Genomic DNA, 23,620 nt, shown 5'->3' with positions numbered 1-23,620 from the left:
TTCGGGGTCGCAGCGGGTCAGGCGTCGGTCTTGGCCGGCGGCCGGTAGAAGATCGCCAGCTGTCCGACGCCGCCGAGAAGGCCGAGACCCAGCGAGATGACCAGACCCCACCAGCCGTGCAGCAGGTCGTAGAAGCCGGTTTCACTGAACAAGAGATGGTCCAGGCTGATCTTGCCGGCGCCGATCGTGGCGATCCCGACGGCCGCGGCCGCGAGCACCAGGTTGTACTCCCAACCCTCCTTGACGATGAAGAAGCCGTTGGGCCGGTGCACGGTCCACGCCGCGACGAGCATCAGCGCGACGAAGCCCGCGGCCGGAATCGGCGTGAGCAGGCCTACTGCGAGACCGATGCCGGCGGCCATCTCCGTCGTCGCGGCGATGCGGGCGTGGAACATGCCGGGCTTCATCCCCATGCTGTCGAACCAGCCGGCCGTGCCCTTGAGGCCGCCGGGCCCGAAGAACTTGTTGTAGCCGTGGGCGGCCATGGTGAGGCCGAGCACCACCCGCAGAATCAGCACTCCGACGTCGTAGGCAGTCATGGCTAAAAAATCTAGGCCATGCGTTAAGTCGCTGCCCAGCCCCGTCGACACTTGAGCCCGACGGGTTATCCCCAATTGGCAATTCGTCCACAGGCCGGGGTCTGTTCCGGTGGTCGTGGCGTTGCCGCGTCGGTCGGTCTCGGTAACTTCGCTCATATGTTCGAGCGCCTGGTCGATGCGGCGGTGACCGCCCGCGATGCCGCCGCGGCGGTGGGCGGGTGGGCGCGGGTGGAGAACGCCGCCTGCGCGCGACGGCTGGTACGCGATCCTGACGCGATCGCCAAGATCGACGCCGAGGTCGCCGCCCAGCTCGAGGGGTGGACCACGTTGTCGAAAAACAGAGTCCAGACCTCGGTCGACTACTGCAACAAACCTCCACCCTTCTAGGCGCGGTCGGCGGGTAACGCCGCATCCAATCTCTCGACGTACGAGTCAATGTCGCCGATTGCGGACTCCGCGGCGTGGACGCTGATCGCAATCGTGTCGCCGATGCCGTGGACACCGTGTGTCAAGCCCATCATCGGCGACAGGCTGGGATAACCGGCAGTCATGACCACGGAAGCGTCGCCGAAGTGAAGATCGGCGGGGCCACGGTTGACGCTCGACACCACGGTGTTGCCGGTGACCGTCGGTGAGCACAGCGTCGGGTCGAAACGCCCGACACCCCAACGCAGTAGCGGTGCGGGCACCGCCGCGGAGGCCCGCTGGGCTTCGAGCATCGCCGGATGGGCTGCCCGTCGGCGACGCTGCTCGAGATCCTCGGCGATCCGAGCCATTCGCTCGTCCGTGGACAGGTCTGGATACAGGCCGACGCCGACATTGCCGAAGTGGTTGTGAGACGTCCGCTCACCGGCCTTGGCCATCGGCACCTCAGCGCGCAATCGCGACGGGTCGTCGCCGAGCTCCCGCAGATGAGCGGCCAGCGCCGTCGACACCGCGGCCAGTACCCTCACGGTCACCGTGGGGCCCGACAGCTGCGATCGCTTCCTGAGCACGGTGCGCACGCTACGGAGGCCGCCTGGCTGGGAATTGCTGCGCAACGCTGGGCACGAATCCGCCTGCGGCGCAACCGATCCAGCGTCGGTATCGCGCAGCAGCTGACGATGCGCGCGGGCAGCGCGATAGCCACGCCACGGCAGCGCCAAGCCCAAGAGCGGTGGCCGTCCGTCGAGCGTCGCCACCGGCGCCGTCCGCCCGAACAGCCGGGCCGCCAAGGCCGACGACCGGATGCCGTCTCCCAACGCGTGCGCAATTTGTACCACCGCGACCGTGCCGAGCCCTGCGCCGGGCACACCCTCGACGGATGGAAACACATGCAGTCGCCAAGCCGCGACCCGCGGATCGAGTTGGTCCGAGCTTAATCCCACCACCGCGGCCAGGCATTCCGGCCAACTGGTGCCGGCAGCGTGCATCACGAACTGGTTCGGCGCGACGTCCGCAGTAATCCACTGCGGATAGGTCAGCGGATTGCCGTCGCGCACCTTCAGTCGCAACTCCGTGCAACCACGCGCCCGGTCAGCGATTCGGGCCACGGCCTCAGCAAGGTCGGTCACGGTTCCCGCAAAGCCGTAGAGCAGAAACTGGTCGCTCGGGATCTTCGCCGACATCCAGTACATCTGCGCATCCACCGCAGCCAGTCGACGTGCCGTCATGACTCCTAGGTCGGTCCGATGAAGTCGATGATGTGTCCGGCCACTGCCTGCGGCTGTTCCAACTGCAGGAAGTGTCCGGCCCGTTCGACGGTCCCCACCCGGCTTCCTTCCGGCAGCACCGACTGCACCCAGCGCACGTAATCGGCTGAGGCGCAACCGTCGTCGAGTCCATGGAGGTACAGCGTCGGCAGCTGGGGCGCGGACAGCCAATGCCGGTGCAGTTCGGCGTACTGCGCGGGCGGCTTGGTGTTGCGCACGGTGGCACGGTAGTAGCCCAACGCGGCGCGCCAGTTCTCCGGCGCACCGATCGCATCGCGAACGTGGGCGACGTCCTCGGCGGCGTCGTATCCCGGGGACCATTGCCGCCACAACCGGGGCACCACCCAGGACGCGGATCGCTCCGGGAGCCCCGGCAACTGGAAATACATGATGTACCAACTGCGCAGCAGCTGACGCGGCAGTTGGGCGGCCAGTCGCACACCGTCCGGCACCCGGCCCAACGGCCGGAACGCCGCGGCTAACGGCACCGACATGATCACGGTCCTCGAGAACGGGCTGTCGGGCATCGCGGCGAGTCCCGCACCCGCGATCGCGCCCCAGTCATGTCCGATGAGCACGTCGCGGCCCGTCGGTCCGGCCGCGTCGAGCACGTGCAGCGCATCGTCCATCAGCGCGCCGACGTGGTAGCTGCCGTCCGACGCGGTCGACGACGGCGCATAGCCGCGCATGAACGGCGCCACCACCCGCCACCCGGCGCCGGCCAGCAGCGGCGCCACCTTGCGCCAGCCGTGCGCGGTGTCAGGGAAGCCGTGCAGGCACAACGCGATCGGTGCGTCCGAGGCGTCCCAGCTCAGCGCGCGAAGCCGCACACCCGGTGCCTCGACGTCGATGAGCTCGGGTTCGGCCATTACGGTTCCCTATACCGGGTCGAACTTCGAGATGAGCCAGCGACCGTCGACCTTCTCCAACGTCACGCGCACACTCGAGGCGCTGTCGGTGGGAGGATCCTGGCCGACCACCACGGTCTGGTTGACGAACACCAACACCACCGCCTCGTTGGGGTCGGCCGACACCGAGGCCGCCGCCGGCACCGACGCCACCGCGGAGATCTGCTTCTGTTTCGCGCCGGGAATCACCACGTCGTTGATCAGCCCTGTGTAGGACTCTTCGAACTCACCGGTCAGCAGGGCACGCGCGTCGTTGAGTTGCTGTTCGACGGTGTCCGGCTTGTACGACAGCATCGCGACGGTGCTGTCCTTGGCCACTTGAACCGACTCTTCGCGAACGGTTTCGGCAGTGCGCACCGAGTTGTCCACCCACTTCAGATAGCCGGCCGCGCCCGCGAGCAGCAGCGCGATTGCAGGCAACACTCCGAATGCAAAAACGCGCTCCCAGTTGACCTTCCGCTTCGGAGCGGCCGCCGGGGCGGCGGTTTCGGCCGAGTCGGAATCCGCGACGTCGGGTTCAGCGGCTGATTCGGCACCCTTTTCGGGCGACTCCGTATCGGAAGGATCAGTGTCGGAAGGCTCAGCGGCGGATTCCGTGGCGGCGGTATCCGTGGTGGCGGGCTCCGCGGGATTCGATTCCTCCACGGCGGCGGACTCGGTCAACTCCACCGCTTCGGTCTGCTGGTCGGTCGCCGCCTCGACCGAATCGTCAGCGGTGGCGTCGGTGCTCTTGGCGCGCTTGGGCAGCCTGTGTCTACTACTCACGGTACGAACTCCACATTCGAGACCTTGGCCTCATCGTCGCCGGTCTTCTGCACCGAGATCCTCATCCTCCAAGCTCGCGGCTGCTGCTCGGGCGCCCCGGCGTTCGTCGTGTTGACGGTGACCGCCACCAGCACCTGCGCCTCGTCGTCGGAGAACGACTCCAGGCCCGCCTCCGAGATCGTGCCCTCCGACTTGGACTTCGCCTGCTTGACGACCTCGACGAACGGCGCCGCGCGCTGCTGGAAGTCGTCGTAGAACGTCCCGGTCGACGAATCGAGGACCCGCTGCACATCGGCCTCGACGTGCTCGTGGTTGATCGTCGTCAGGTTCAACGCTCCCTGCCGCCCGACCTGCAGGAAAAGGTTCCGCAGATCCTCGGCTTGCCGCGATTCATATGCCCGGTAACCAAGCCAACCGGTCAGTCCTCCGAGCGCCAGCACGAGCACGAGGCCCGCGATGGTCGCGAGCCGCACATGCGACATTGGCGGCTTGGTTGCGGCGGGCTCCGCGGTGTCATCGGCAGCCTCGACGTCGTAATCTTCGACGTCACCGGCGTTATCAGCCGGTTCAGTGACCGATGTGGTGGACTCGTCACCGTCCGCCGCGGCATCGACATCGGATGTCGATTCGCCCGCTTTCTCTTCGGCGGGAGTTGTCTCGTCTGCCATCTACGTTCCTCTACGGCCCGCGGGCCAGGTCTGGGTCAGGTACACGTCGGCTCAAGCCAAACCTACGTGCCCGACACCCTATCGTCGGAGAATGTTCGCTCAGCCGCCCGGCGGGATGAGCATCGACTGCCACGGCCGCTCCCCCGACGCGCCGGCCGCCAGATTCGACTGGGTGTACACCTTGCCGTCCGGGCCGACGTATTTGCCGGTCGCCGGGTCGTATTCGGCGGCCGCGACGGGCAGCGGCGGCGTACCCGGCGGAGGAGGCGTTATCGCAACCGGTACATCGGGCGGCACGTGCGGGATGGGCTGCCCGGACAGGGTGGCGTTCGGATCGCCCTTCCAGTTGTAGCCGTCGTTGAGCGGCACGTACTGCTCGTCACTCTCGCACTGCTGCCACGTCGGGGCGCGCTTTCCCGGCACGGTGATGCACGGCAGGTTGCGGGCGCCGCGGACGTTGAACGGCGCGTCCTGCGGCGTCCGGCAGTAGAGATCACCCTCCGGCCGGTCGGGATAGTCCTCGAAGGTCGGCACCCGTTGCTGCTGCGCGGGCAGGAAACCGGTGGTGCATGGCGGCGGGAGATTCTGCGGTGGCAGCGGTAGCGGCGCAGGGAACGCGGGCAGGATCGCGTTCAGGTTGAAGATCAGGGCATCGCCTTCGTAGTCCTGCTTGGTGTTGCGCTTGTGCACGCCGACGGCCTGCGTGACCGCGGTGCCCTGCGGCAACAACACCAGCAGCTGCTCGAGGCTCGGGTGATAGTCGACGGCGACCTCTCCGATGCTGACCAGGTTGGCCAACACGATCGGCAGCGTGGGCTGCAGCCGGTCGAACAGCGCCCGCACCTCGTCGGCAGCCCCCGGCCCCTTGGCAAGGATCCCCGCCACCGCCGGGTCCTGGCTTTGCAACTGACCGGTGATGCTCGCCAGATTCGCGGCCCAGGCCTGGATCGAGCCGCCGGTCTCGGTCTGGGTGTCCAGCACCGGCTTGGACTGGTCGATCAGTGTGGTCAGCGGGTCGAGATTCTTGCGGGCGTCGATGGCCAGCGTGGCGCTGCCGGCGACCAGCCGGCGCAGTTCCGGCCCGAGGCCGCCGACCGCGAGGTAGGCCTCGTCGACGACGGTCTTGAGGTTCTCCTGCGGGATCGCCTGCAGACCGCGAGCCGTATCGTCCAGCACCGTGTTGATGTCGGTCGGAATCGTCGCGCGCTCCACCGGGATCACGTCGCCGTCCTGCAACTCCGGGCCTTCGCCGCTGCGCGGAAGCAACTGGACGAACTGCTCGCCGACGGCGGACACACTGTGCACCTCGGCGTCGAGGTCGGCGGGGATCCTGACGTCGGAGTTCAGCGACAGCACCGCCTTGACTCCGGTGTCGGTCAGCTCGACGCTTTTCACCTCGCCGACCTGCACGCCGCGGTAGGTGACGTTGCCCCTCGGATACAGCCCACCCGTCTCGGGCAACTCGAGGGTCACGCGGTACTGCCCGACGCCGAGCAGGGTCGGCAACCGCATGTACCCGAAGACCATGACCACGAGCGCGGTGATCGCGATGACGGAGAAGATCGCCATCTGAATGAGGATTTGCCGTGTCATTCGCATGCTAGGGCCCCTGGTCCCAGCGGTATGGAGCGACCAACGGGTTGCCGCCCGGTGGCGGCACGTTGTGGTTGCACGGGCTGGGGAACTGGCCGATGGTGCGGCCCCACTGCAGCTCCAGCCAGGTCAGGTTGCACTCAAACCGCGACCCGGTGAAGAACCCGGAGTCGATTCGGCTCAACGTCAGGTCGACGACGAGCGTCAGGTTCGCGTAGTCGCCCCGCATCCAGTTGGTCAGTGTCTCCTTGGGGAACGGGAAGGTGGGCAGGAAGCTCAGCGCTCGGGTCAGCGCGGGACCGGCATCGGCCAGTTCCTGCAGCACCACGCCGAGGTCCTTGAGCTCCTGCACCAGAGCTTCCTTGGTCTGGTTGACCGAGTCGGCGGCCAGCGCGCTGAACCTGCCGAGCTGGGTCAGCGCCTCGGTCAGGTTCTGCCGTTGATCCCGCAGCACGGCCAAGGCGTCGGGCACCGTCCGTAATGCCTTGTCCACCACCGGCTTCTGCGCCGCGAACTGCCCGATGAGGTTGTTCAGGCTCTCCGTCGCGTCGATGATGTCCTGTTTCTGGTCGTCGAGATGGCCGATCGCGATGTCGAGCTGTTCGATCAGGCTGCGTAGGTCGTTCTCGCGACCGGCGAACGCGACGCTCAGTGCCTCGGTGATGTCGTGGATGTTGCCGATCCCGCCGCCGTTGAGCAGCAGCGCCACGGCGGCCAGCGCCTGCTCTGTGCTCGGATACGAACTCGACGACGCCAACGGGATCAGCGAGCCTTCTTTCAGCTTTCCTTGCGGCGGCACGTCGGTCGGCGGCGCCAATTCGATGTGCAGGGAACCCAACAGGCTTGTCAGCCCGAGCTTCGCCGTCGCGTTCGCGGGCAGCTCGACGTCGCCGTTGAGCTTCATGGTCACCAGCGCGTGCCAGTTCTGCCGCTCGATCTTGGTGACGTGGCCGACGTTCACATCGGCGACCCGGACGCGGGAGTTCGGTTCGATGTTGTCCACGTCGGGCATCTGCGCCTGAATGGTGAACGCGTTCGGTCCCGTGCCCTCACCGCCCGGCAGCGGAAGCGAGTTCAGCCCCTGCCAATCGGAACAGCCGGACAGCAGGCCGGCCGATACGACCACGACGGCCAGCTTGCGAATGACCCTGCGTCGCATCATGGCCCCACCCCCGGCGGCACCATCATCCCGTGCAAACCGTCGGCGGGGTTCGGCGTGACGGTCCCCCCGCTTTCTGCGGCCAACGGCGGACCCGCCGGCGGGGCCGATGGCGACGGTCCTGCGTCGGGCGGTGGGGCCGAAGAAGGAATGGGCTGCGACGGAACAGGTTGCGGCGGAATGTAGTTCGGGCGCAACCAGTCCTCGCTGTAGGTCAGTTCGTTCGGCCGCGTCGAGGCGCCGACGAAGACGTTCTGCATGATGGGCAGGAAGTTGTACTGGCGGTTCTTGAGGATCGGCGCCAGGTACTGCACACACAGCTTCGCCGACTCCTCGGCGCCCAGCCGTGACGCCGCCTGAATACCGCCGCACAGGAACGAGATTGGATTGGCGAAGTTGTTGAGCATCGGCACGCTGCTGACCGCCCCCTGCGACGGCTGCCAGATGTTCACATAGTTCTGCAAGGTGTTGGGCGCCACGTGCAGGAACTGCTTGACGTCGGCGAGGCTGTCGGTCAGCGCCTGGGTCACTCCGGCCAACTTGTCCGACGTGGTGCCCAGCGATTCGCGATTGTCGGCGACGAAGGCCTGGACCTCTCCGACGACGTTGTTGAGGTCGCGCACCGCGTTGGCGACTTCGTCGGGATCGTTGGCGAGCAGGCCGGTCACCGTCGCCAGGTTCTGATTGAGCTGGCGCATCACGTCGGTGCTGTCCTGCAGCGCCGACACCAGGATCGCCAAATTCTTGACGGTGGAGAAGATGTCGGTGCTGTGATCACCCAGCGCCGTCACCGCCTGCGACAGCTTGATGACCGTCTCGCGGATGTTGGCGCCTTCGCCGCGCAGGTTGTCGGCGGTGGTGTTGATGACCGAGCCCAGCGGGCTCACTCCCCCCGGCTCGGTCGGCTGCAGCGTTTCGGCCAGCTTCTCCAACTGTTGGCGGACTTCGTCCCACTCCACCGGAACGGCGGTGCGTTCCCGCGGAATGACCGCGTCGTCCTTCATCACCGGTCCCCCGGTGTAGGCCGGGGTGAGCTGAATGCTGCGCGCGGTCACCAGCGTCGGAGACAGGATCGCGGCCTTGGCGTCGGCCGGGACCTTGTATTTGCTGTCGTACCAGAACGAGATCTTCACCCGCTCGGGCTGCGGCTCGATCGACTCGATCCTGCCCACGCCAACACCGAGGATGTTGACGTCGTCGCCGGGGTAGATGCCATTGGCGTTCTCGAAGTATGCGACGACGTGGGTGCGGTCGATCCTCTCGACGGTGCGCAACAGCACGATCGCACCGGCGGCCAGTATCACGACCAATGCGATGGCCAAGATGTTCCTCGCGGTGCGCGTCACTGTCCGGCCTCCGCGGGTGCACCGTGGGAAACCCCACCGGGAGCGGGCACCATCACCGGAGCGGGAGTCGGCTCAGGAGTCGACTGCAGCCCCGGCGGGGCCGCGGCGGGCGGGCCCGGGGGCGGCCCACCGGGCGGCGGCGCCGGCGGCGGCTGGCGGTACGGGTAGCAGCCGGGTCCGGGCAACGGCAAGCCGGGCAATCCGCACGGTTGGTCGCCGGGATTGCCGGTGATGGCGTCGGGAACGGTCAGCCGCGGTTCGCCGCCCTGACCCGTGCGCGGGAAGGGCACCGGCAGCGCCGGCGTGCCCGGCTGACCGACCTGTGGGTCGCTGAGTTCCGAGGGCAGTAGCACATTCGGATCCAGACCCAGGTCGGAGAACGCGGCGTCGATGAACGGCTGCAGGAATTGGCCGGGCAGCAGGTTCGCGACGTAGGTCTTGAAGAACGGGCCGCCTGAGACCGATTCGCCGAGCGACATCGAGTAGTCGGTGAGCAACGTCAGCGACCGCTGCAGGCGTTCCTTGCGGTTGTCGATGATCGTCAGCACTCCGTTGAGCTTGTCGAGCGCAGGTCGCATGGTTTCGCGGTTCTCGGCGATGAAGCCCTGCAACTGCTCGCTGAGAGCCGAGATGTTGCCCGAGACCTGATCGAGTGCCGCGCTTTGGCTTTCGAGCTCGGCCAGCAGCGCATTGGTGTTGGTGATCAGGCTGACCACCTGGCCGCTGCGCTCGGCCAGCACGGTGGTGGCCTTGTCGGCGTTGTTCAGCAGACCTCTGAGCTGCGCATCGCGCTCGTTGAGCGTCTCGGAGAACCGGGCCACCCCTTCGACCGCGATCCGTAGCTCCGGTGGAGTGTCGGAGAACGTGTCCGCCAACACGCGAAGCGAATCCGACAACTGGTTCGTGTTCAAGCCGCTGATCGTCGTCGCCAGATCGCCCAGCGCATCAGGGAGTTGATACGGCGACGTCGTCCGATCCATCGGAATCGTGCCCTCTTGTTGGCCGTCGCCGCGAGAGGTGACTTCGAGGATCTTCGTGCCCAACAGGCCTTCGGTCTTGATCGCGGCCTCGGTGCGGTCGCCGAGCCGGATGTCCTTGGCGACGGTGAACTTCACCAGGGCGCGCGGCCCGTCCAACTCGATGGACTTGACCCGACCCACCTCGAATCCCGAAACCTGTACGGCCTCACCAACTGTCAGCCCACCCACCTCGGCGAAATAGGCCGAGTACTCCTTGCCCTGCAGGAACGGCAGCCGGTCGTAATTCAGTGACCCCAGCACGATGCCGATCGTCAACACCAGCCCGATGACACCGATGACGGTTTGATTGCGTTCAGAGAAGGACTTCACCTCGGCGCACACCTCCCGGTGGACTGCCCGGCGACTTTCACATACACCGGCTGGCCGCCCTTGCCGTTGAGCTTGAGCACGATGTCACACAGGTAGAAGGTGAAGAAGTCGCCGTAAATGCCTTGCCGTGCCAGCGCTTGATACGCATCCGGCAGGGTGTTCAGCAGGTTGTCGAAGTACTCGTGGTCGGCCACCACGATTCCCGCTGCGCGGTCCGTCTCCTGAATCGTCTTGGCGAACGGCGGACGGGCCTGGGACAGGAGGTCGGTGATGCTCGCGGCGGCGGCGTTGGTGTACGCAACCCCGCTGCTGATGTCCTCTCTGCGGGATTGCAGTGTTCCGACCAGTTCGGTCAGCGCGTCGACTGCCTTGGCGAACTGGTCGCTCTGGTCGCCGAGCGATCCCAGCACGACGTTGAGGTTGACCAGGACCTCGCCGATCAGCCGATCACGGTCGGCCAGCGTGCTCGTCAGCGTGGCGGTCTGGGCAAGGAACGAGTTGATAGTCGCACCCTGACCCTGCAGAGCCGAAATCAGTTGGCCCGACAAGGCATTGACTTGATCTGGATCCAGCGCCCGGAACAGCGGCCGGAAACCACCGATCAGTGCGTCGAGGTCGAGCGCGGGCGACGTGCGGGCCAAGGGGATCGTGCCGCCGGGCTCGAGCTTCTTGATTCCGCCGGCCCCCTCTTCGAGCGCCAGGTATCGACCGCCGATGAGGTCGTCATACCGGATGACGGCTCTGCTGCCCTCGGTCAGCACCACCGACTTGTCGGCGGTGAACTCGACCCGCGCCGTGGTATCCGGTTGGATCTCAACGTTTTCGACCTTGCCGACCTCGACGCCGGCGATGCGGACGAAGTCGCCGTTCTCCAGCCCGGTGACATTGGTGAACTCGGCGACGTAGCTGTTGGTGGCTTCCCCGAAGCGCAACTCCGCGAAGATCGCGAACAAGCCGAACACGCCGAGCAGGCACACAGTCAAGAACACGGCGAGACGCACGGCGTCGTGTCGAACCCTGGCTGTCATGCCTGACACGGCTCATCTCCTTTCATGGCTTGCTCTGTCGGCGGTCGCTGGCGGTCACGGGAACGGCGGTCCCGGTCGGGCCGGGGTGGGCAACGGTGTCGGTCGTAGCGGTGTGGGCTGCATCTGCGCGGGCGAATGCACGATGAACGGCTCAGAACCCGGCGTGGGACCGGGTTCGCGCGGCGCCATCGGCGGCGGCGCGGCCGGCAGGCCCGGCCACAGCGGGGTGCCGTCGTCTGCGTACAGGTCTGCACCGTAGGCCGGAGCGCCCGGGTACGGGATCGGACCGATCGCGGGTCCCCCGAAGAGGTTGCGGACGCTCGGCGGCTCGGGCACGGCGCGGGTGACCGGCAGGTAGTTGGCATACCCGGGGAAGCCGATGCCCGGGTTGGGGCGCCAGTCGATTCCGGTGCCGAATCCGGTGTTGGTGACGAGATTTCGGACCGGCCAGTTCTTTGCGACGTCGGGCAGCGAGCCGCAACTGGGTTTGCCGCCCGGGCCGCCCTTGGCGCCGATGATCGGCAGATGCTCGGGGTACCGGTACGGGTCGTCGCCGAGTGCCAACCCGACATCCAGCACCAGCGTGCGGCCGTTGCCGCCCGGCGCGTCGTACCCGCCGGTGTCCAGCAGCGTCTTCGCGCCGGTCAGCAGGCAGGTGTACTCCGGGCTGTACTTGTAAAGCAGGTTGGTCGTCGGCTCCAGCACGTTGATGGCCTTGATCAGGTTGGCCTGGTTCGGAGCGAGCAGGTTGATGCCGGCGTTGGAAAGCCCGATGGTGGCCAGCAGCAACGCGTCCAGCTGGCTGGCGCGGGCGGCGATCGTGGTGCTGGTTGTACTTGCCGCGTCGAGCGTGGTCAGGATGTCCTGCGCCGCAGCGCTGTACGTGTCGTTGAAGTCCCGCAGCGCGCGCAGGTCGGCGGTCACCGTCTCGTGGCGCGGATTGAGCTCCAGCAGAACCTGATTCGCGGCGGTGGTGGCCTCACCGATCCGCTCGCCCTGACCTCGGACGCCCTGGGCGAGCGCGGACAAGGTGCTGTTGAGCTTGGCCGGGTCGATCTGCTCGAGCACCTCGACGACGTTCTGGAATACCGTGTTGGCCTCCACGGTGACGTTGCGCGACTGGATCACCTGACCGGCCGAGAGCCGTTGCGAGCTGGGGTCGCTCGGATAGATCAGGTCGACGAATTTGGCGCCGAACACGGTGGTGGCCCGGATCTGCGCCTCGACGTTCGCCGGGATGTACTCGAGCTTGTCCTGGTCGATCTCCAGCTTCAACGCCACCGGTTGGCTGCCGCCCTGGATCTCGGCGACCCGGCCGACCTGCACGCCGCGCAACTTGACCTTGGCGTTGGTCTCCATCACCAGACCCGACCGATCGGAGGTCAGCGTGACCGTCTCGGTCGACCTGAAGCTGCCGCGGAACAAGGCATACGTCAGCCAGATGGAGGCCAAGATGATGACCACGAGGATCAATGTCCACCACGCGGGATGCAGGCCTTCGTCGTGTTCGTCCACGGTCAGCCCGCCAGGTTGAAGTTGCCGGATTGACCGTAGACCGCCAGCGAGAGCATCACGAGCACGAACGCGGAGACGATCAGCGAGGTGCGCACCGCACGCCCGACGGCTTCACCCACGCCGGCCGGCCCGCCTCGTGCGGTGTAGCCGTAGTAGGTGTGCACGAGCATGATCACCACTGACAGCGCGATGGTTTGGCCGAACGACCACAGCAGGTCGGTGGGGTTGAGGAACGTCCTGAAGTAGTGGTCGTAGACGCCCGTCGACTGGCCGTAGAGCACGGTGGTGCCGAACCGCGCCGCCCAGAACGCGGCGATCACGCCGACGCAGTACAGCGGGATCACCACGAGGAATCCGGCGACCACTCGAGTGGAGGCGAGATAGGCGATGCTACGGATGCCCATCACCTCGAGCGCATCGATCTCCTCGTTGATCCGCATGGCGCCGAGTTGGGCGGTCGCGCCGGCTCCGATGGTTGCCGACAACGCCACCGCGGTGGTGGCCGGCGCGATGAGGCGCACGTTGAAGAACGCCGACGCGAAACCGGTCAGCGCCTCGACACCGATCTCCGAAAAGTCGGTGTAGCCCTGCACCGCCACCAGCGCGCCCGTCGTCACGGTCAGGAAGCCGATGATCGCCACCGTGCCGCCGATGATGATGAGTGCGCCCGCCCCGAGGCCCATTTGAGCGATGATCCGGATCAACTCGACCTGGTAGTGCATGATCGTGTAGCGGATCGAGCTCAAGGTGCGGCCGAAGAACTTGGTTTGCATCCCGATTCGGTTCCACGGGTCGGCCACGCTGCGGAACCGGCTTTTCAGCCAGGGGAACTGGGAATGCGGCCTCGATACGGTCACATCGTCACCTTCACCGCGACGGCCGTAGCGACGATGTTTATGGCGAACAGCGCCATGAACGTGAAGACCACGGTCTCGTTGACCGCGTTGCCGACACCCGCGGGGCCGCCGCCGACGGAAATGCCTTTGTAGCAAGCGATCATGCCGGCGGACAGCCCGAACAGCGCGGCCTTGAGCAACGCGATGACGACATCGGCGGTCCCGATGATCAGGGTGAGACCGGACGCGAATGCACCGGGCGAGACGTTCTGGATGTAGACGGTGAAGAAGTACGCGCCGGCCAGTCCGACGAGGATCACCGTCGCGGACAGTGCGAGCGACACCAAGGTTGCGGCCAGGACGCGCGGAACAACAAGGGCTTGAATGGGATTCACGCCCATCACCCGCAGGGCGTCGAGCTCTTCGCGGATGGTGCGCGCACCGAGGTCGGCGCACATGGCGGTGGCGCCGGCGCCCGCAACGACCAGCACCGTCACGATCGGCCCGATCTGGCGCACGGTCCCGAGCGCGGCACCGGTGCCGGAGAAGTCCGCGGCACCGAACTCGACCAACAGGATGTTGAACGTGAAGGTCAGCAGGACCGTGTAGGGAATCGTCAGCATCAGGGTCGGAAGGATCGACACCCGAGCGACAAACCACGCCTGGGAGATGAACTCTCGCCAGGCGAAGGGCGGCCTGAACATCCACACGAACGTGTCGAGCGCCATCGAAAAGAACCCGCCGAAGGCTTGGACCGGCTTGGCAATTGCGTTGACGGCGACCATCAGTGGGCTCTCACCCGCGTGCTGTGCGCCGCCATCTGCACTGCCATAGCCCGCCGACCTTCCCTGACACCAACAACGCGCGCCCGTGATGGCTGTGGCGCAAGGTTACACAGGGCCGGACGCCCGGGAACCGTATATCAGTATTTTGCGGCCCGGCAACAGCGGACGCCGCAGACGTGAGGTTCCCCACTCAGGAAGCCATTGGCTAACTTCCGCGCACGGCCTCTTCCAGTTCGGAAATGACGATCTTGCGCATACCGAGCATCGCCTTGGTTGCGGCGATGGCCCGGACGGGATTCGGATCGTCGAGCAACTCGTAGAGCCGGTCGGGCACGATCTGCCAACTCAACCCGAAGCGGTCCTTCAGCCAACCGCACTGCGACTCCTGCCCGCCGTCGACGAGCCGGTTCCAGTAGTAGTCGACCTCCTGCTGGTCGGCACAGCGAACCACGAACGAGACGGCTTCGGTGAAGGCGAAATGCGGCCCGCCGTTGATCCCGACGAAGCGGTTGCCGTCCAGCACGAAGGTGGCCGACACCACTTCGCCGGGCGCACCCGGCCCGGCTTCGGTGTAGCGGTTGAGATTCTCCACCGATGAGTTCGGAAAGATCGAGGTGTAGAACGCAGCGGCTTCTTCGAGGTTGTCGTCGAACCAGAGGGAGGGAGTGATCGAAGGCATGCAGTGAAGACCGCCGCGGCGGCCGAAATTCATCGCCTGCCGGCGACGGGCTCCTCGGCGCCCAGGGCGCGCAGCGCGAAGTTGAGGACGGCGGCCTTGGCTCGGCGCAAACCGTCGTGGTCGTCGTGGGTTTGGGTGATCATCACCCGGCTGATGATCGCGTTGATCGCCACCGCATCCTGCTCGGGGTCGGCGAGCGGGAACGAGCCGTCGTCGCGGCCGCGCCGCAGGATCTGAACCAGTGATCGCTCGCGATCGGCGTGGGCCTTCTCCCGCGTCTCGCGGTAGCCCTTCGCGGCGCGGATCTCGTCGGAGTCGATCACGGTGAAGTGCATCCGGGTCTCGTCGTCGTGGATCAGGGTGAACATGGCCTCGATCCACGCGCTGAGTTGATCTGCGGGTGTGCCCGACCTGTCTTCGGCGACGCCGTCGAGCCGGCGGGACAATGCGTCGGTCTCCCGACGCAGCATCGCGAGGAACAACTCGTCTTTCGATTCGAAGTGACGGTAGAAGGCCCGCGTCGACACCCCCGCACGCTGCAGGATCGCGGCGACGGGAACGGGGCCGGCGTGCGGCTGCGAAAGGCAGGCGTAGGCAGCCTCGATGATGCACTCACGGTCGCGGTCGGCAAGCTCGGGCTGCACGGAGCAAAGTATATTGACGCCCTCATCAATGGTGCCGGGGAACTCCTGATTTTGTCGGCTGGGTAACGTGAGCCAGCGGGGTGAGCCGGAGAGGATGTCCGTGAACGCGACTGGTAGCGAACCGCAGACCGTGAAGTTCCGCGGAAGCGACGACATCACCCTGGTGGCCGACGAGTGGAACTGCGGTGTGGAGTCGGAGCGTTCCTCGGTGCTGCTCCTGCACGGCGGCGGGCAGAACCGGCACTCGTGGAAGCAGACCGGACAGATCCTGGCCGATCGTGGTCTGCACGTGGTGGCGCTGGACAGCCGGGGACACGGCGACAGCGACCGGGCGCCGGATGCGAACTACACGGTCGACGCCCTGTGCTCGGACACGCTGCGGGTGGTGGAGCAGATCGGCCGTCCGGTCGCCCTGATCGGCGCGAGCATGGGCGGAATGACCGGCATGCTGGTGGCCGCCGCAGCCGGCCCGGAAAGAGTCACCAAGCTGGTGCTCGTGGACGTGGTGCCGCGGTACGAGAAGGACGGCAGCGCCCGCATCCGCGAGTTCATGTCCAGCGGCGTGGACGGCTTCGAGTCTCTCGACGAGGCGGCCGAAGCGGTTGCTGCCTATTTGCCGCACCGGAAGCGGCCGCGCAACCCCGAGGGGTTGAAGAAGAACCTGCGATTCCGCGACGGGCGGTGGTTCTGGCACTGGGATCCGGCATTTCTCACCGCACCGGCGGACAATCGGTTCGTCCGCGAGGAAAAGCTGGAGCAGGCGGTGATGAGCTTGACGATCCCGGTTCTGCTGATCCGCGGAAAGCTTTCCGATGTGGTCAGCAGCGACGGCGTGAGGGACTTCCTCGAGAAGGTGCCGCATGCCGAGTTCGCCGAACTCTCTGCCGCCGGCCACACCGCCGCCGGTGACGACAACGACGCGTTCTCCGAAGTCGTGGTGCAGTTCGTCAGCCGCTGACCGGCAGACCGGTGAGCTGCGTCTGCTCGCTAAGAAAACTAAGCCAGCAGCGGCACCGTCTCGTGGCGGGTGTCGGTGAGGATCTCGAACATCGTGCGGCGGGTGGCCGTCAGCTCGGCACGCTCGAAAGCCTTGCCCGCCAGCTGGATCCGGCAGGTAGCGATCGCCGAGTTGTAGCAGTACTTCGTCGTGCCGTCGGTGTCGGTGTAGGTGAGGCCGACGACATCGGCCGGCTCGGTGACGATCTCGCCTTCGATCATCTGGTCGTCGATCCGGCCACCGAACGCCCACGCGAATGGCCGGTAGTGCCCGTGCGTGTGCAGGCTGCCGCGAATCGTGCGTACCGCGAACTCGCTTCCGGCGTGGCGGAACACGAACAGCGTGACACCGGGTAACAACACCGGCCCGAGAGCGGCTCTTGCGGTGACGATTTCGAGGGTCGTCTCCGGTGCATCGTCGAACCCGCAGACCTGCCCGTACGCGTACGCCGGCGTATGCCGGCTGCCCCAGTTGTGATTCACGCTGCCGGACCAGCCGTCGACCACGAGACGGACGTCGTCGAGTTCGAGCAGCCCGTCGAACCGGGCCAAGGGATGGCGCACCGTGGTCTTCGCGGTCGGCAACCGGGCCGCGTAGGCGCGTTCGGTGAGCAGCTTGACCGGATCCTCGTCGCCTCCCGTGATGCGCAGGTCCCACCGTGCCGAGCGTCCGCCGGCCGAGCCGGCGATCAAGCTGGGGCCGCCGGTGACGACGCCCTGCGCCGACCGGTCGTCCAGGACGGTTGCGGCGATGCGGGCAGACCAGTCGTCGTAGCCGAACTCGGCCGAGCCGATCGGATACGGCTCCTTGAGCGCCCGGTTGCCGGCACCGTCCGGATCGAAGATCATCACCCACACGTCCGCGACCGGTTCGCCGGCGCTGGGCAGCAGCAGGGTTTCCCGTAGCCACAGCGCCTGCGGCAGGTCCGGGTGGTTGGCGCGGATGTAGCGACTCTCGTAATACGGGGGCTCCGCAAGCGTCACCGCTTCAGCATCCAATACTTGAGCGGTGATGGGAGCGCAGATTGCGGCTTACATACTCGGGTTCGTGGCGGCGGCCGAGGCCGTCGCGCTGGCTGTGCTGTGGATCCGCTACACCCGCCAACGCGAGGAACTCGACGACGCTCGCCGTCGCGTCGACACCAAGAACATGCTGCTCACCGGTGGCCGCGAGGCGGTCAAGCAGGTTTGGCAGACCGCCAATATTCTGCGCAAGGACGGCTTCGGGGCCGCGGTGCGCTCTTCGATCGAGGATCTTGCGGACTGGGCTGAGGTCGAACGGCCGGATCTTGCCCGGCTGGCGCCGAGCGGCAAGATGGTGATCCTGTTCTCTGACATCGAGGAGTCGACCGCGCTCAACGAACGCATCGGTGACCGCGCCTGGGTCAGGTTGCTGGGCCGGCACGACAAGATGGTGCGACGTCACGTGAACAAGCACTCGGGTTATGTCGTGAAGAGCCAGGGCGACGGGTTCATGGTCGCGTTCGCCCAGCCGGAGCAGGCGGTGCGCTGCAGCATGGACGTGCAGAAGTCACTTCGCCGACAGCCCAACAGCATTCGGGTCCGGATGGGAATCCACATGGGTAAGTCCGTGCGCCGTGGCGACGACCTGTTCGGCCGAAACGTCGCGATGGCGGCCCGCGTGGCCAGTGAAGCCGGCGGCGGCGAGGTGTTGGTCAGCGAGGTGGTGCGCGACGCCCTCGCCGAGGTCGAGGACATCTCGTTCGACGACGGCCGCGACGCCGAACTCAAGGGCTTCAACGGCTCGCACCGGCTCTACGCCGTCGCGGTCTAGCGTTCGGCGTTGCCGGCCTCGGCCGCCCGCTGGTGCAGCCGTGCCCGGATGTCTTCGGGCGTGTAGGAATTGCGGCGCCGCTGATCGCGAGCCACCAGCACTCCGCCCGCCACCACACCGGCGACGCTCGCCAGCCCGACCCACTTCCATATGCCGCGCATAGCGGTCAGTCTGCCTAAGCTGCGGGGGTGAAACCAACCGCGGTGTCACTCGAGCAGGCCCTCGACGCGACGCGAACCGGGGATCTCTGGCTTTTCCGGGGGCGGTCCGGGCCGGACCGGGCCATCCAGTCGCTGACCAACAGCCCGGTCAACCACGTCGGGATGACGCTCGCGATCGAGGACCTGCCACCGTTGATCTGGCATGCCGAATTGGGCGACAAGCTGACCGACATGTGGACGGGCCGCAACCAACGCGGGGTGCAGCTCAACGACGCCCGCCAGGTCGTGGAGCGGTGGATCAACAACTACCACCAGCGGTGCTGGCTGCGGCAGCTCACACCGATCGCCAGCCGCGAGCAGGAGGACCGCGCGCTGAAGGTGATCGCGCGGATGGACGGCACGCCGTTTCCGAGCACGGCGCGCTTGACCGGCCGGTGGTTTCGCGGCCGGTTGGCCGTCGCGGACTTCACCCGAGGAATCCCCTTCCTGCACAGCAGGGTTCGCGATGCGACGCAACGCAGAAAGCAACAGAAGCTCCAAGTCGGACTCGAGACCGCATACTGCGCCGAGACCGTCGCCATCACCTACGAGGAGATGGGGTTGCTGAGTACGGAGAAGCACTACAACTGGTTCGACCCCGGTTCGTTCTGGAGCGGCGACACTCTGCCGCTGGCCCCCGGCTATCAGCTCAGCGCCGAGATCGCCGTCGACCTGGACTAGAGGCGCGCGAAGCAGGGGTTGGCGTCCTCTTTCGGAATGGAGGCGTCGTCGCTGGAAAACTTTCCGATGACCCCGGAGTCGGTCACCTCGACGCTGTCGGCATGGATCCCGAGCGGATAGTTGTCGTTGAGTTTCTTGGTCAACTCGTTGAGCGCCGTCTGCACCGCGTCCTCGGGCAGCGGACCCGTGACGCCGAGGACCTCCAGGTTCAGGTCGCCGTCGCGGACGACGGGCTTGGCGGTCACGCTGTTGTCGCCGGCCTCCAGAATCACCGTGCCGGCCGCGGCGTCGGTGCGCACGCCGGTGATCAGGTTGCCGACTCCCGGCAGGTTGGCGGCGACGGTGTCCTTGATGCCTGACGACTTCCAGCTCAACGTCGCGTCGAGTCTTCCGATGGTGCCCTTGGAGTCCCCGGTGTCCTGCAGGCGGACGTCGGCGAGCACGACCTCGGCGGTCATGCCGTCGGCGCTCTGCACGCGGTTCCCGTCGGTGGTGACCGAGATGTCGGTGTAATGCCCGGTGATGTGCTGCCACAGGAACGGCGGGTTCACGCCGAACGAGATCGTGGCGCCGTCCTCGGTGACGCATTCGGCGACCTCGGTCAGGATGGTGTCGGCGCGGTGCCGGGCGTACAGCTCGCCAACGGCGAGCCCGCCGGCCAGCAGGGCGATCACGATGATGACGATCAGGATGATCGACGTCTTGTTCAAGCCCCTTTCCCGATGCGGCTTTTCGTCAGTTCCGGGCGTCGGCCCGAATTCCGGCGGCGGAGGCGGCGGAGGAGGCTCCCGGAAGATCTGCTCGGTCGGCCGCACATCGGCCGGCGAGGGGGGCTTCGGATATCGCTGAGCCGGCCGGACCTTCGGCGATGGCGACGGTGCCCCGAACCGCTCGGTCGGCGGCTCGGGCGGCTGGTTCGGCGGCGGCTGCCCCGGTGGAGCCAGCCGTCTCGGCGGCGGTGGCGGCCTCTGGCCCGGGTTGGGCGGTGGCGCACCTCGGCCTCGCCAGTCAGGCGGCCCTGGGCGTCGTGGCGGCTGCGTCACTTGCGCGATTCTGCCCTATGCCTGTCGGGAGGCCCGGGTCACTCGGCGCGAAAGACGGTCTGGTGCCGGGCGAGGTAGGCGGCCAGGTTGTCCAGCGAGGAGTTCATGCCGGCCTCGTGGTCAGTCGCCGATATCCCCGGCGGCACGTCGTCGGTGCGCAGGTCGACTCGGGTGCCGCCGTCGACCCTCCTCACCGTCCAGGTCATCGTCATGGTCCCGCCGAAAGCCGGGTCGTCCGAAGCGAAGTCGACTGCTTGCACGACGCGGTCATCGAGTTCGATCGCGAGGAAGCGACCCTCGACGACATCCGAGTCGGCGTCAGTCTTGCCGCCGCCGGTGGGCGGATCGGTGTAGGTCAGGGCCATCCGGTAGGAACCACCCGGGCGGGCGTCGAAGTGATCGAACCGGCCGGTCATCCCCGACGGCGGCAGCCATTCGGCGAGCGCGTCGGGGTCGACAAGCGCTTCGAAGACCCGGCTCAGCGGGGCTTTGACCACCCGAGACGCGGTATCGGTACGAGCCATGGCACAACATTGAACCCGAACCGGCTGCCACGATTCTTGGGACCGGTAGCAATCCCGACGCCATGTACTTGTCGCAACGGCAACGCGGACCGATGCGTCGCCTTCCCGAAAGGACCGTACGACATGAACAGGACCGACAACCTCAAGAAGATGATGGCCGCGGCGTTAGCGGCAGGCGGTGTCGCCCTCACGTTGGGACTGACCGCGGGCCCCGCCGGCGCCACCCCGTCGCCGCAGCCCGGACCGGCGATCGACCACTCGAATCCCAGCGCTGCGGGCGACGGCTCGGTGCGCACCAATCCCGGCTCCAGGCTCGGCGACGGGTCGGTGCGTGTGTCCGCCCCCGAATCACGTTTCGGCGACGGTTCGGTGCGCGTAGGGACCGCCAACTGAGCCGCGCGGCGACGCGGCACAATCTCACTTACGACGCTTCGAAGCTCGGTTTGTGCGGTTGACCTTCACCGCCTCGTTGATCAACTTCTTGAATGCGCCCGGATCCAATTCGTCGTCTTCGCGTAGGTCGATGGAGCGCCCGACCGGTGCCTGCAGGCTCGCGTTGAACAGCTTGTCCGGGTCGCTGATGGACGAACCCTTGGCGAAATTCACCTTCACCTTGCCCTTGTACATCTCGAGGGTGCAGATGAGGCCGTCCAACGAGAATGCCGGCACGCCATCGGGGTTCGATGGTTTACGCCATTTGATCTCCTCGACGACGTCAGGTTCGGCTTGCTTGATCAGCGACCGGATCTCGTCGATCCGACCGATGCGCCAGTCCTCGGTCATGCCTCGAATTTACTCAAACCATCGTCATCGAAAAACATCACGACGATGCGCGGTATGGATGACCCGCGCACCGAAGCCGTCTCCGAACGAGGACTTCCCTGCGCCACCTACTAGTACTACAGTACGTAGTAGCTAGCTGATCGAGGGAGATCGGATGCAGTGGCGCGGTGTGAGTCACGTCGAGTTCGCGGTTTTGGATTACGACGACTCCATCGCGTTCTACGACGCGCTATTCGGCTGGCTCGGTTACAGCAGTTTTTCTCGCTGAACATGGAGTACGAGTCGACGTATTACATGACGCGGTACGTCAACCCGCACAGCTACATCGGCATCCAGCCGGCCCGCACCGGGAACAAGTTGACGCACAGCGACCAGGCCGTCGGCATCAACCACATCGCGCTGTGGGCGCGCAGCAGAAATGAAGTACTACAATGCGTAGTACTCGAGCGGGATGATCGCACGCATCTATGCGCAAACGGCCACAATGTCAGCCTCAGAGCGTCGCCGTGCATATATATCCGCGACGACGCTCTCAGGGTGACGTTGTGTCAGCCACCCACCGACGCCTACACGTTGAACCTGAACTCCACCACATTCCGCGATGGATAAACGTATGGTGATGTCATGCCCACCACCACCGCCCGCCGCGCTGCGGTATATCTGCGCATATCCCTCGACCAGACCGGCGAGGGGCTGGCCGTGGCCCGCCAGCGCGAGGCGTGCCAGCAGATCATCGAGCAACGCGGGTGGACCGCCGTCGCCGAGTTCGTGGACAACTCGATCAGCGCCAGCGATGCCCGCAAGAATCGGCCCGGCTACGACGGGCTGGTAAAGGCATACGAGACAAGGCAATTCGATGCGCTGGTGTGCTACGACCTCGACCGGCTCACCCGCCAGCCCCGCCAATTGGAGGATTGGGTGGATGCCGCCGAGGGCAAGGGGCTGGCGTTGGTGACCGCCAACGGCGAGGCCGACCTCACCACCGACGCCGGGCGGCTGTTCGCGCGCATCAAGATGGCCGTGGCCCGGTCGGAGGTCGAGCGCAAGAGCGCGCGGCAGAAGGCTGCGGCGTTGCAGCGCGCCCAACTCGGTCGCCCGCCGCTGGGTGTGCGGCTGACCGGCTACACCCCGAAGGGCGAGACGGTGCCCGACGAGGCCGACGTGGTGCGCCGCGTGTTCAAGCTGTTCCACTCCGGCGAGTCACTGAAATCGACCGCCCGCATCCTCACCGACGACGGCGTGATGGCCCGCAACGGCAAGCCGTGGAACCCGTCGAGCGTGCGCGACATCTTGACGAACCCGCGTTACGCCGGGCGGGCGGTGTACGACGGCCAGGTGCTCGAAGGCGTGCGCGGCAAGTGGGAGGCGCTTGTGGCCGACGACGTGTTCGACGTGGTGCAGGCGCGCCTGTCCGACCCCCGCCGACGCACCCAGCAGGGCACAGACCGCAAGCATCTCGGGTCCGGCCTCTACTACTGCGACGAGTGCGGGGCGCGCGTCACCGGGTTCGCTGGCAGTCAATACCGATGCAAGGCAACGCACGTCAACCGGGTTCGGGCTGGGGTGGATCAGTACGTGATGGACGTGGTGACCGAGCGGTTGAGCCGCGAGGACGCCGCCGTGCTGCTGGCCCGTCCCGACGAGTCGCTGGCCCCGTTGGTCGAGCGCACCCGAGAACTCCGCGACCAACTCGCGGCGGCGGATGCCGACTACGACGCCGGTTACATCGACGGCGTGCGGTATCACGCACGCACCGAACGGGTTCGGGCCGAGTTGGAGGCTGTCGAGCGCGAGATGCGCGGGTACCAGACCGGCACCGCACTGGACGAGGTGCTGGGCGCACCCGACCCGGCGGCGGCGTTCCGCGACGGGTCGCTGATGGCCCGCCGCGCGGTCATCGAGGCGCTGTGCGAGGTGCGGTTGCGCCGTGGCCGTCATGGGTCCAAGACGTTCGACCCCGACACGGTGCAGATCATCTGGCGTTCCTAGCCAGCGCCGACAATCCCGTAAACGTCGGGATTGTGAACCCGCTCAACGCCTTTCGTTCGGACGCGACCAACGCTAGTCGGCTATAGTGGGCGTCAACGCACGGG

At 66.5% G+C, this 23,620-nt stretch carries 26 protein-coding genes and 1 pseudogene; 7 read left to right on the top strand and 20 right to left on the bottom strand.

Annotated elements, in window-relative coordinates; translation table 11 throughout:
• Positions 1-17: 17 nt before the first annotated feature.
• Complete coding sequence (locus AU187_RS15465) at positions 18-539, bottom strand: DoxX family protein (RefSeq protein WP_059097930.1); 522 nt, start codon at positions 537-539, stop codon at positions 18-20.
• Between the two features lie 156 nt (positions 540-695).
• On the opposite strand from AU187_RS15465, the gene AU187_RS15460 reads away from it, so the two are divergent.
• Entirely contained in the window at positions 696-926 is a 231-nt protein-coding gene (locus tag AU187_RS15460; protein WP_059097931.1) for a hypothetical protein, read from the top strand.
• Here AU187_RS15460 and AU187_RS15455 read toward each other — a convergent pair.
• The 14 genes from AU187_RS15455 to AU187_RS15390 all read right to left on the bottom strand — a co-directional run bounded on the left by AU187_RS15455 (position 923) and on the right by AU187_RS15390 (position 15,505).
• Positions 923-2,191: a WS/DGAT domain-containing protein gene (locus AU187_RS15455; protein WP_059097932.1), complete on the bottom strand. Its 1,269-nt coding sequence runs from the start codon at positions 2,189-2,191 to the stop codon at positions 923-925. The two genes, AU187_RS15460 and AU187_RS15455, sit on opposite strands and share 4 nt — an antisense overlap.
• A gap of 5 nt (positions 2,192-2,196) precedes the next feature.
• The gene (locus AU187_RS15450) at positions 2,197-3,099 is read right to left on the bottom strand and encodes an alpha/beta fold hydrolase (protein ID WP_059166907.1); all 903 of its coding nucleotides are present in this window, start codon (positions 3,097-3,099) and stop codon (positions 2,197-2,199) included.
• A gap of 9 nt (positions 3,100-3,108) precedes the next feature.
• Complete coding sequence (locus AU187_RS15445; protein ID WP_059097934.1) at positions 3,109-3,903, bottom strand: hypothetical protein; 795 nt, start codon at positions 3,901-3,903, stop codon at positions 3,109-3,111.
• A complete protein-coding gene (locus AU187_RS15440; protein WP_059166906.1) occupies positions 3,900-4,571 on the bottom strand; it encodes an Rv1363c family protein in 672 nt (223 codons plus the stop codon). Before AU187_RS15440 ends, AU187_RS15445 begins: the two co-directional genes overlap by 4 nt.
• A gap of 99 nt (positions 4,572-4,670) precedes the next feature.
• Positions 4,671-6,170 carry an MCE family protein gene (locus AU187_RS15435; protein ID WP_059097936.1) on the bottom strand — a complete coding sequence of 500 codons (1,500 nt, stop codon included), beginning with the start codon at positions 6,168-6,170 and terminating at the stop codon, positions 4,671-4,673.
• Position 6,171: 1 nt separating this feature from the next.
• A complete protein-coding gene (locus tag AU187_RS15430) occupies positions 6,172-7,323 on the bottom strand; it encodes an MCE family protein (RefSeq protein ID WP_502687769.1) in 1,152 nt (383 codons plus the stop codon).
• Positions 7,323-8,669, bottom strand: a complete 1,347-nt coding sequence (locus AU187_RS15425) for a virulence factor Mce family protein (RefSeq protein ID WP_059097938.1) — start codon at positions 8,667-8,669, stop codon at positions 7,323-7,325. Before AU187_RS15425 ends, AU187_RS15430 begins: the two co-directional genes overlap by 1 nt.
• A complete protein-coding gene (locus AU187_RS15420) occupies positions 8,666-10,018 on the bottom strand; it encodes an MCE family protein (protein ID WP_059098401.1) in 1,353 nt (450 codons plus the stop codon). Before AU187_RS15420 ends, AU187_RS15425 begins: the two co-directional genes overlap by 4 nt.
• Positions 10,015-11,046, bottom strand: coding sequence for a virulence factor Mce family protein (locus AU187_RS15415; RefSeq protein WP_059098402.1), 1,032 nt, complete (start codon positions 11,044-11,046; stop codon positions 10,015-10,017). Before AU187_RS15415 ends, AU187_RS15420 begins: the two co-directional genes overlap by 4 nt.
• A 54-nt stretch (positions 11,047-11,100) precedes the next feature.
• Complete coding sequence (locus AU187_RS15410) at positions 11,101-12,561, bottom strand: MCE family protein (protein ID WP_059097939.1); 1,461 nt, start codon at positions 12,559-12,561, stop codon at positions 11,101-11,103.
• A gap of 2 nt (positions 12,562-12,563) precedes the next feature.
• Complete coding sequence (locus AU187_RS15405; protein ID WP_059097940.1) at positions 12,564-13,418, bottom strand: ABC transporter permease; 855 nt, start codon at positions 13,416-13,418, stop codon at positions 12,564-12,566.
• Positions 13,415-14,182: an MlaE family ABC transporter permease gene (locus AU187_RS15400; protein ID WP_059097941.1), complete on the bottom strand. Its 768-nt coding sequence runs from the start codon at positions 14,180-14,182 to the stop codon at positions 13,415-13,417. Before AU187_RS15400 ends, AU187_RS15405 begins: the two co-directional genes overlap by 4 nt.
• Positions 14,183-14,387: 205 nt before the next feature.
• Positions 14,388-14,861: a VOC family protein gene (locus AU187_RS15395; RefSeq protein WP_059097942.1), complete on the bottom strand. Its 474-nt coding sequence runs from the start codon at positions 14,859-14,861 to the stop codon at positions 14,388-14,390.
• A gap of 29 nt (positions 14,862-14,890) precedes the next feature.
• Complete coding sequence (locus tag AU187_RS15390; RefSeq protein ID WP_231740218.1) at positions 14,891-15,505, bottom strand: TetR/AcrR family transcriptional regulator; 615 nt, start codon at positions 15,503-15,505, stop codon at positions 14,891-14,893.
• A gap of 94 nt (positions 15,506-15,599) precedes the next feature.
• Between AU187_RS15390 and AU187_RS15385 the strand changes: the two genes are divergently transcribed.
• Positions 15,600-16,463 (top strand): alpha/beta hydrolase, encoded by an 864-nt coding sequence (locus tag AU187_RS15385; protein ID WP_156425483.1) that lies wholly within the window; start codon positions 15,600-15,602, stop codon positions 16,461-16,463.
• 38 nt (positions 16,464-16,501) lie between these two features.
• Here the strand turns inward: AU187_RS15385 and AU187_RS15380 are convergent, their stop codons facing one another.
• Positions 16,502-17,485: a hypothetical protein gene (locus AU187_RS15380; RefSeq protein WP_059097943.1), complete on the bottom strand. Its 984-nt coding sequence runs from the start codon at positions 17,483-17,485 to the stop codon at positions 16,502-16,504.
• Positions 17,486-17,513: 28 nt separating this feature from the next.
• Here AU187_RS15380 and AU187_RS15375 point away from each other — a divergent pair, with 28 nt between their 5' ends.
• Positions 17,514-18,296 carry an adenylate/guanylate cyclase domain-containing protein gene (locus AU187_RS15375; protein ID WP_059097944.1) on the top strand — a complete coding sequence of 261 codons (783 nt, stop codon included), beginning with the start codon at positions 17,514-17,516 and terminating at the stop codon, positions 18,294-18,296.
• On the opposite strand, the gene AU187_RS25480 is transcribed toward AU187_RS15375, so the two are convergent.
• Entirely contained in the window at positions 18,293-18,457 is a 165-nt protein-coding gene (locus tag AU187_RS25480) for a hypothetical protein (protein WP_156425484.1), read from the bottom strand. The genes AU187_RS15375 and AU187_RS25480 overlap by 4 nt on opposite strands.
• 42 nt (positions 18,458-18,499) lie before the next feature.
• Between AU187_RS25480 and AU187_RS15370 the strand changes: the two genes are divergently transcribed.
• Positions 18,500-19,177, top strand: coding sequence for a hypothetical protein (locus tag AU187_RS15370; RefSeq protein ID WP_059098405.1), 678 nt, complete (start codon positions 18,500-18,502; stop codon positions 19,175-19,177).
• Here the strand turns inward: AU187_RS15370 and AU187_RS15365 are convergent.
• Positions 19,174-19,887, bottom strand: a complete 714-nt coding sequence (locus tag AU187_RS15365) for an LmeA family phospholipid-binding protein (RefSeq protein WP_353612198.1) — start codon at positions 19,885-19,887, stop codon at positions 19,174-19,176. The two genes, AU187_RS15370 and AU187_RS15365, sit on opposite strands and share 4 nt — an antisense overlap.
• 371 nt (positions 19,888-20,258) lie before the next feature.
• Positions 20,259-20,744: an SRPBCC family protein gene (locus AU187_RS15360; protein WP_059097946.1), complete on the bottom strand. Its 486-nt coding sequence runs from the start codon at positions 20,742-20,744 to the stop codon at positions 20,259-20,261.
• A 123-nt stretch (positions 20,745-20,867) separates the two neighbouring features.
• Here AU187_RS15360 and AU187_RS15355 point away from each other — a divergent pair, with 123 nt between their 5' ends.
• Positions 20,868-21,137: a hypothetical protein gene (locus tag AU187_RS15355; protein ID WP_059097947.1), complete on the top strand. Its 270-nt coding sequence runs from the start codon at positions 20,868-20,870 to the stop codon at positions 21,135-21,137.
• 24 nt (positions 21,138-21,161) lie between these two features.
• On the opposite strand, the gene AU187_RS15350 is transcribed toward AU187_RS15355, so the two are convergent.
• Positions 21,162-21,527, bottom strand: a complete 366-nt coding sequence (locus AU187_RS15350) for a DUF1801 domain-containing protein (RefSeq protein ID WP_059097948.1) — start codon at positions 21,525-21,527, stop codon at positions 21,162-21,164.
• A gap of 154 nt (positions 21,528-21,681) precedes the next feature.
• On the opposite strand from AU187_RS15350, the pseudogene AU187_RS15345 reads away from it, so the two are divergent.
• Both AU187_RS15345 and AU187_RS15340 read left to right on the top strand, forming a co-directional pair.
• Positions 21,682-21,953: pseudogene (locus AU187_RS15345) on the top strand (VOC family protein); the annotation flags it as partial.
• Positions 21,954-22,151: 198 nt separating this feature from the next.
• Positions 22,152-23,516: a recombinase family protein gene (locus tag AU187_RS15340; protein ID WP_059166905.1), complete on the top strand. Its 1,365-nt coding sequence runs from the start codon at positions 22,152-22,154 to the stop codon at positions 23,514-23,516.
• The last annotated feature ends 104 nt before the right edge of the window (positions 23,517-23,620 follow it).

Source organism: Mycobacterium sp. IS-1556 (genome assembly GCF_001499985.1).
Classification (GTDB): Bacteria; Actinomycetota; Actinomycetes; order Mycobacteriales; family Mycobacteriaceae; genus Mycobacterium.
Note: the sequence above shows the minus strand (reverse complement) of the source record. Positions and strands in the feature narration are given on the sequence as shown.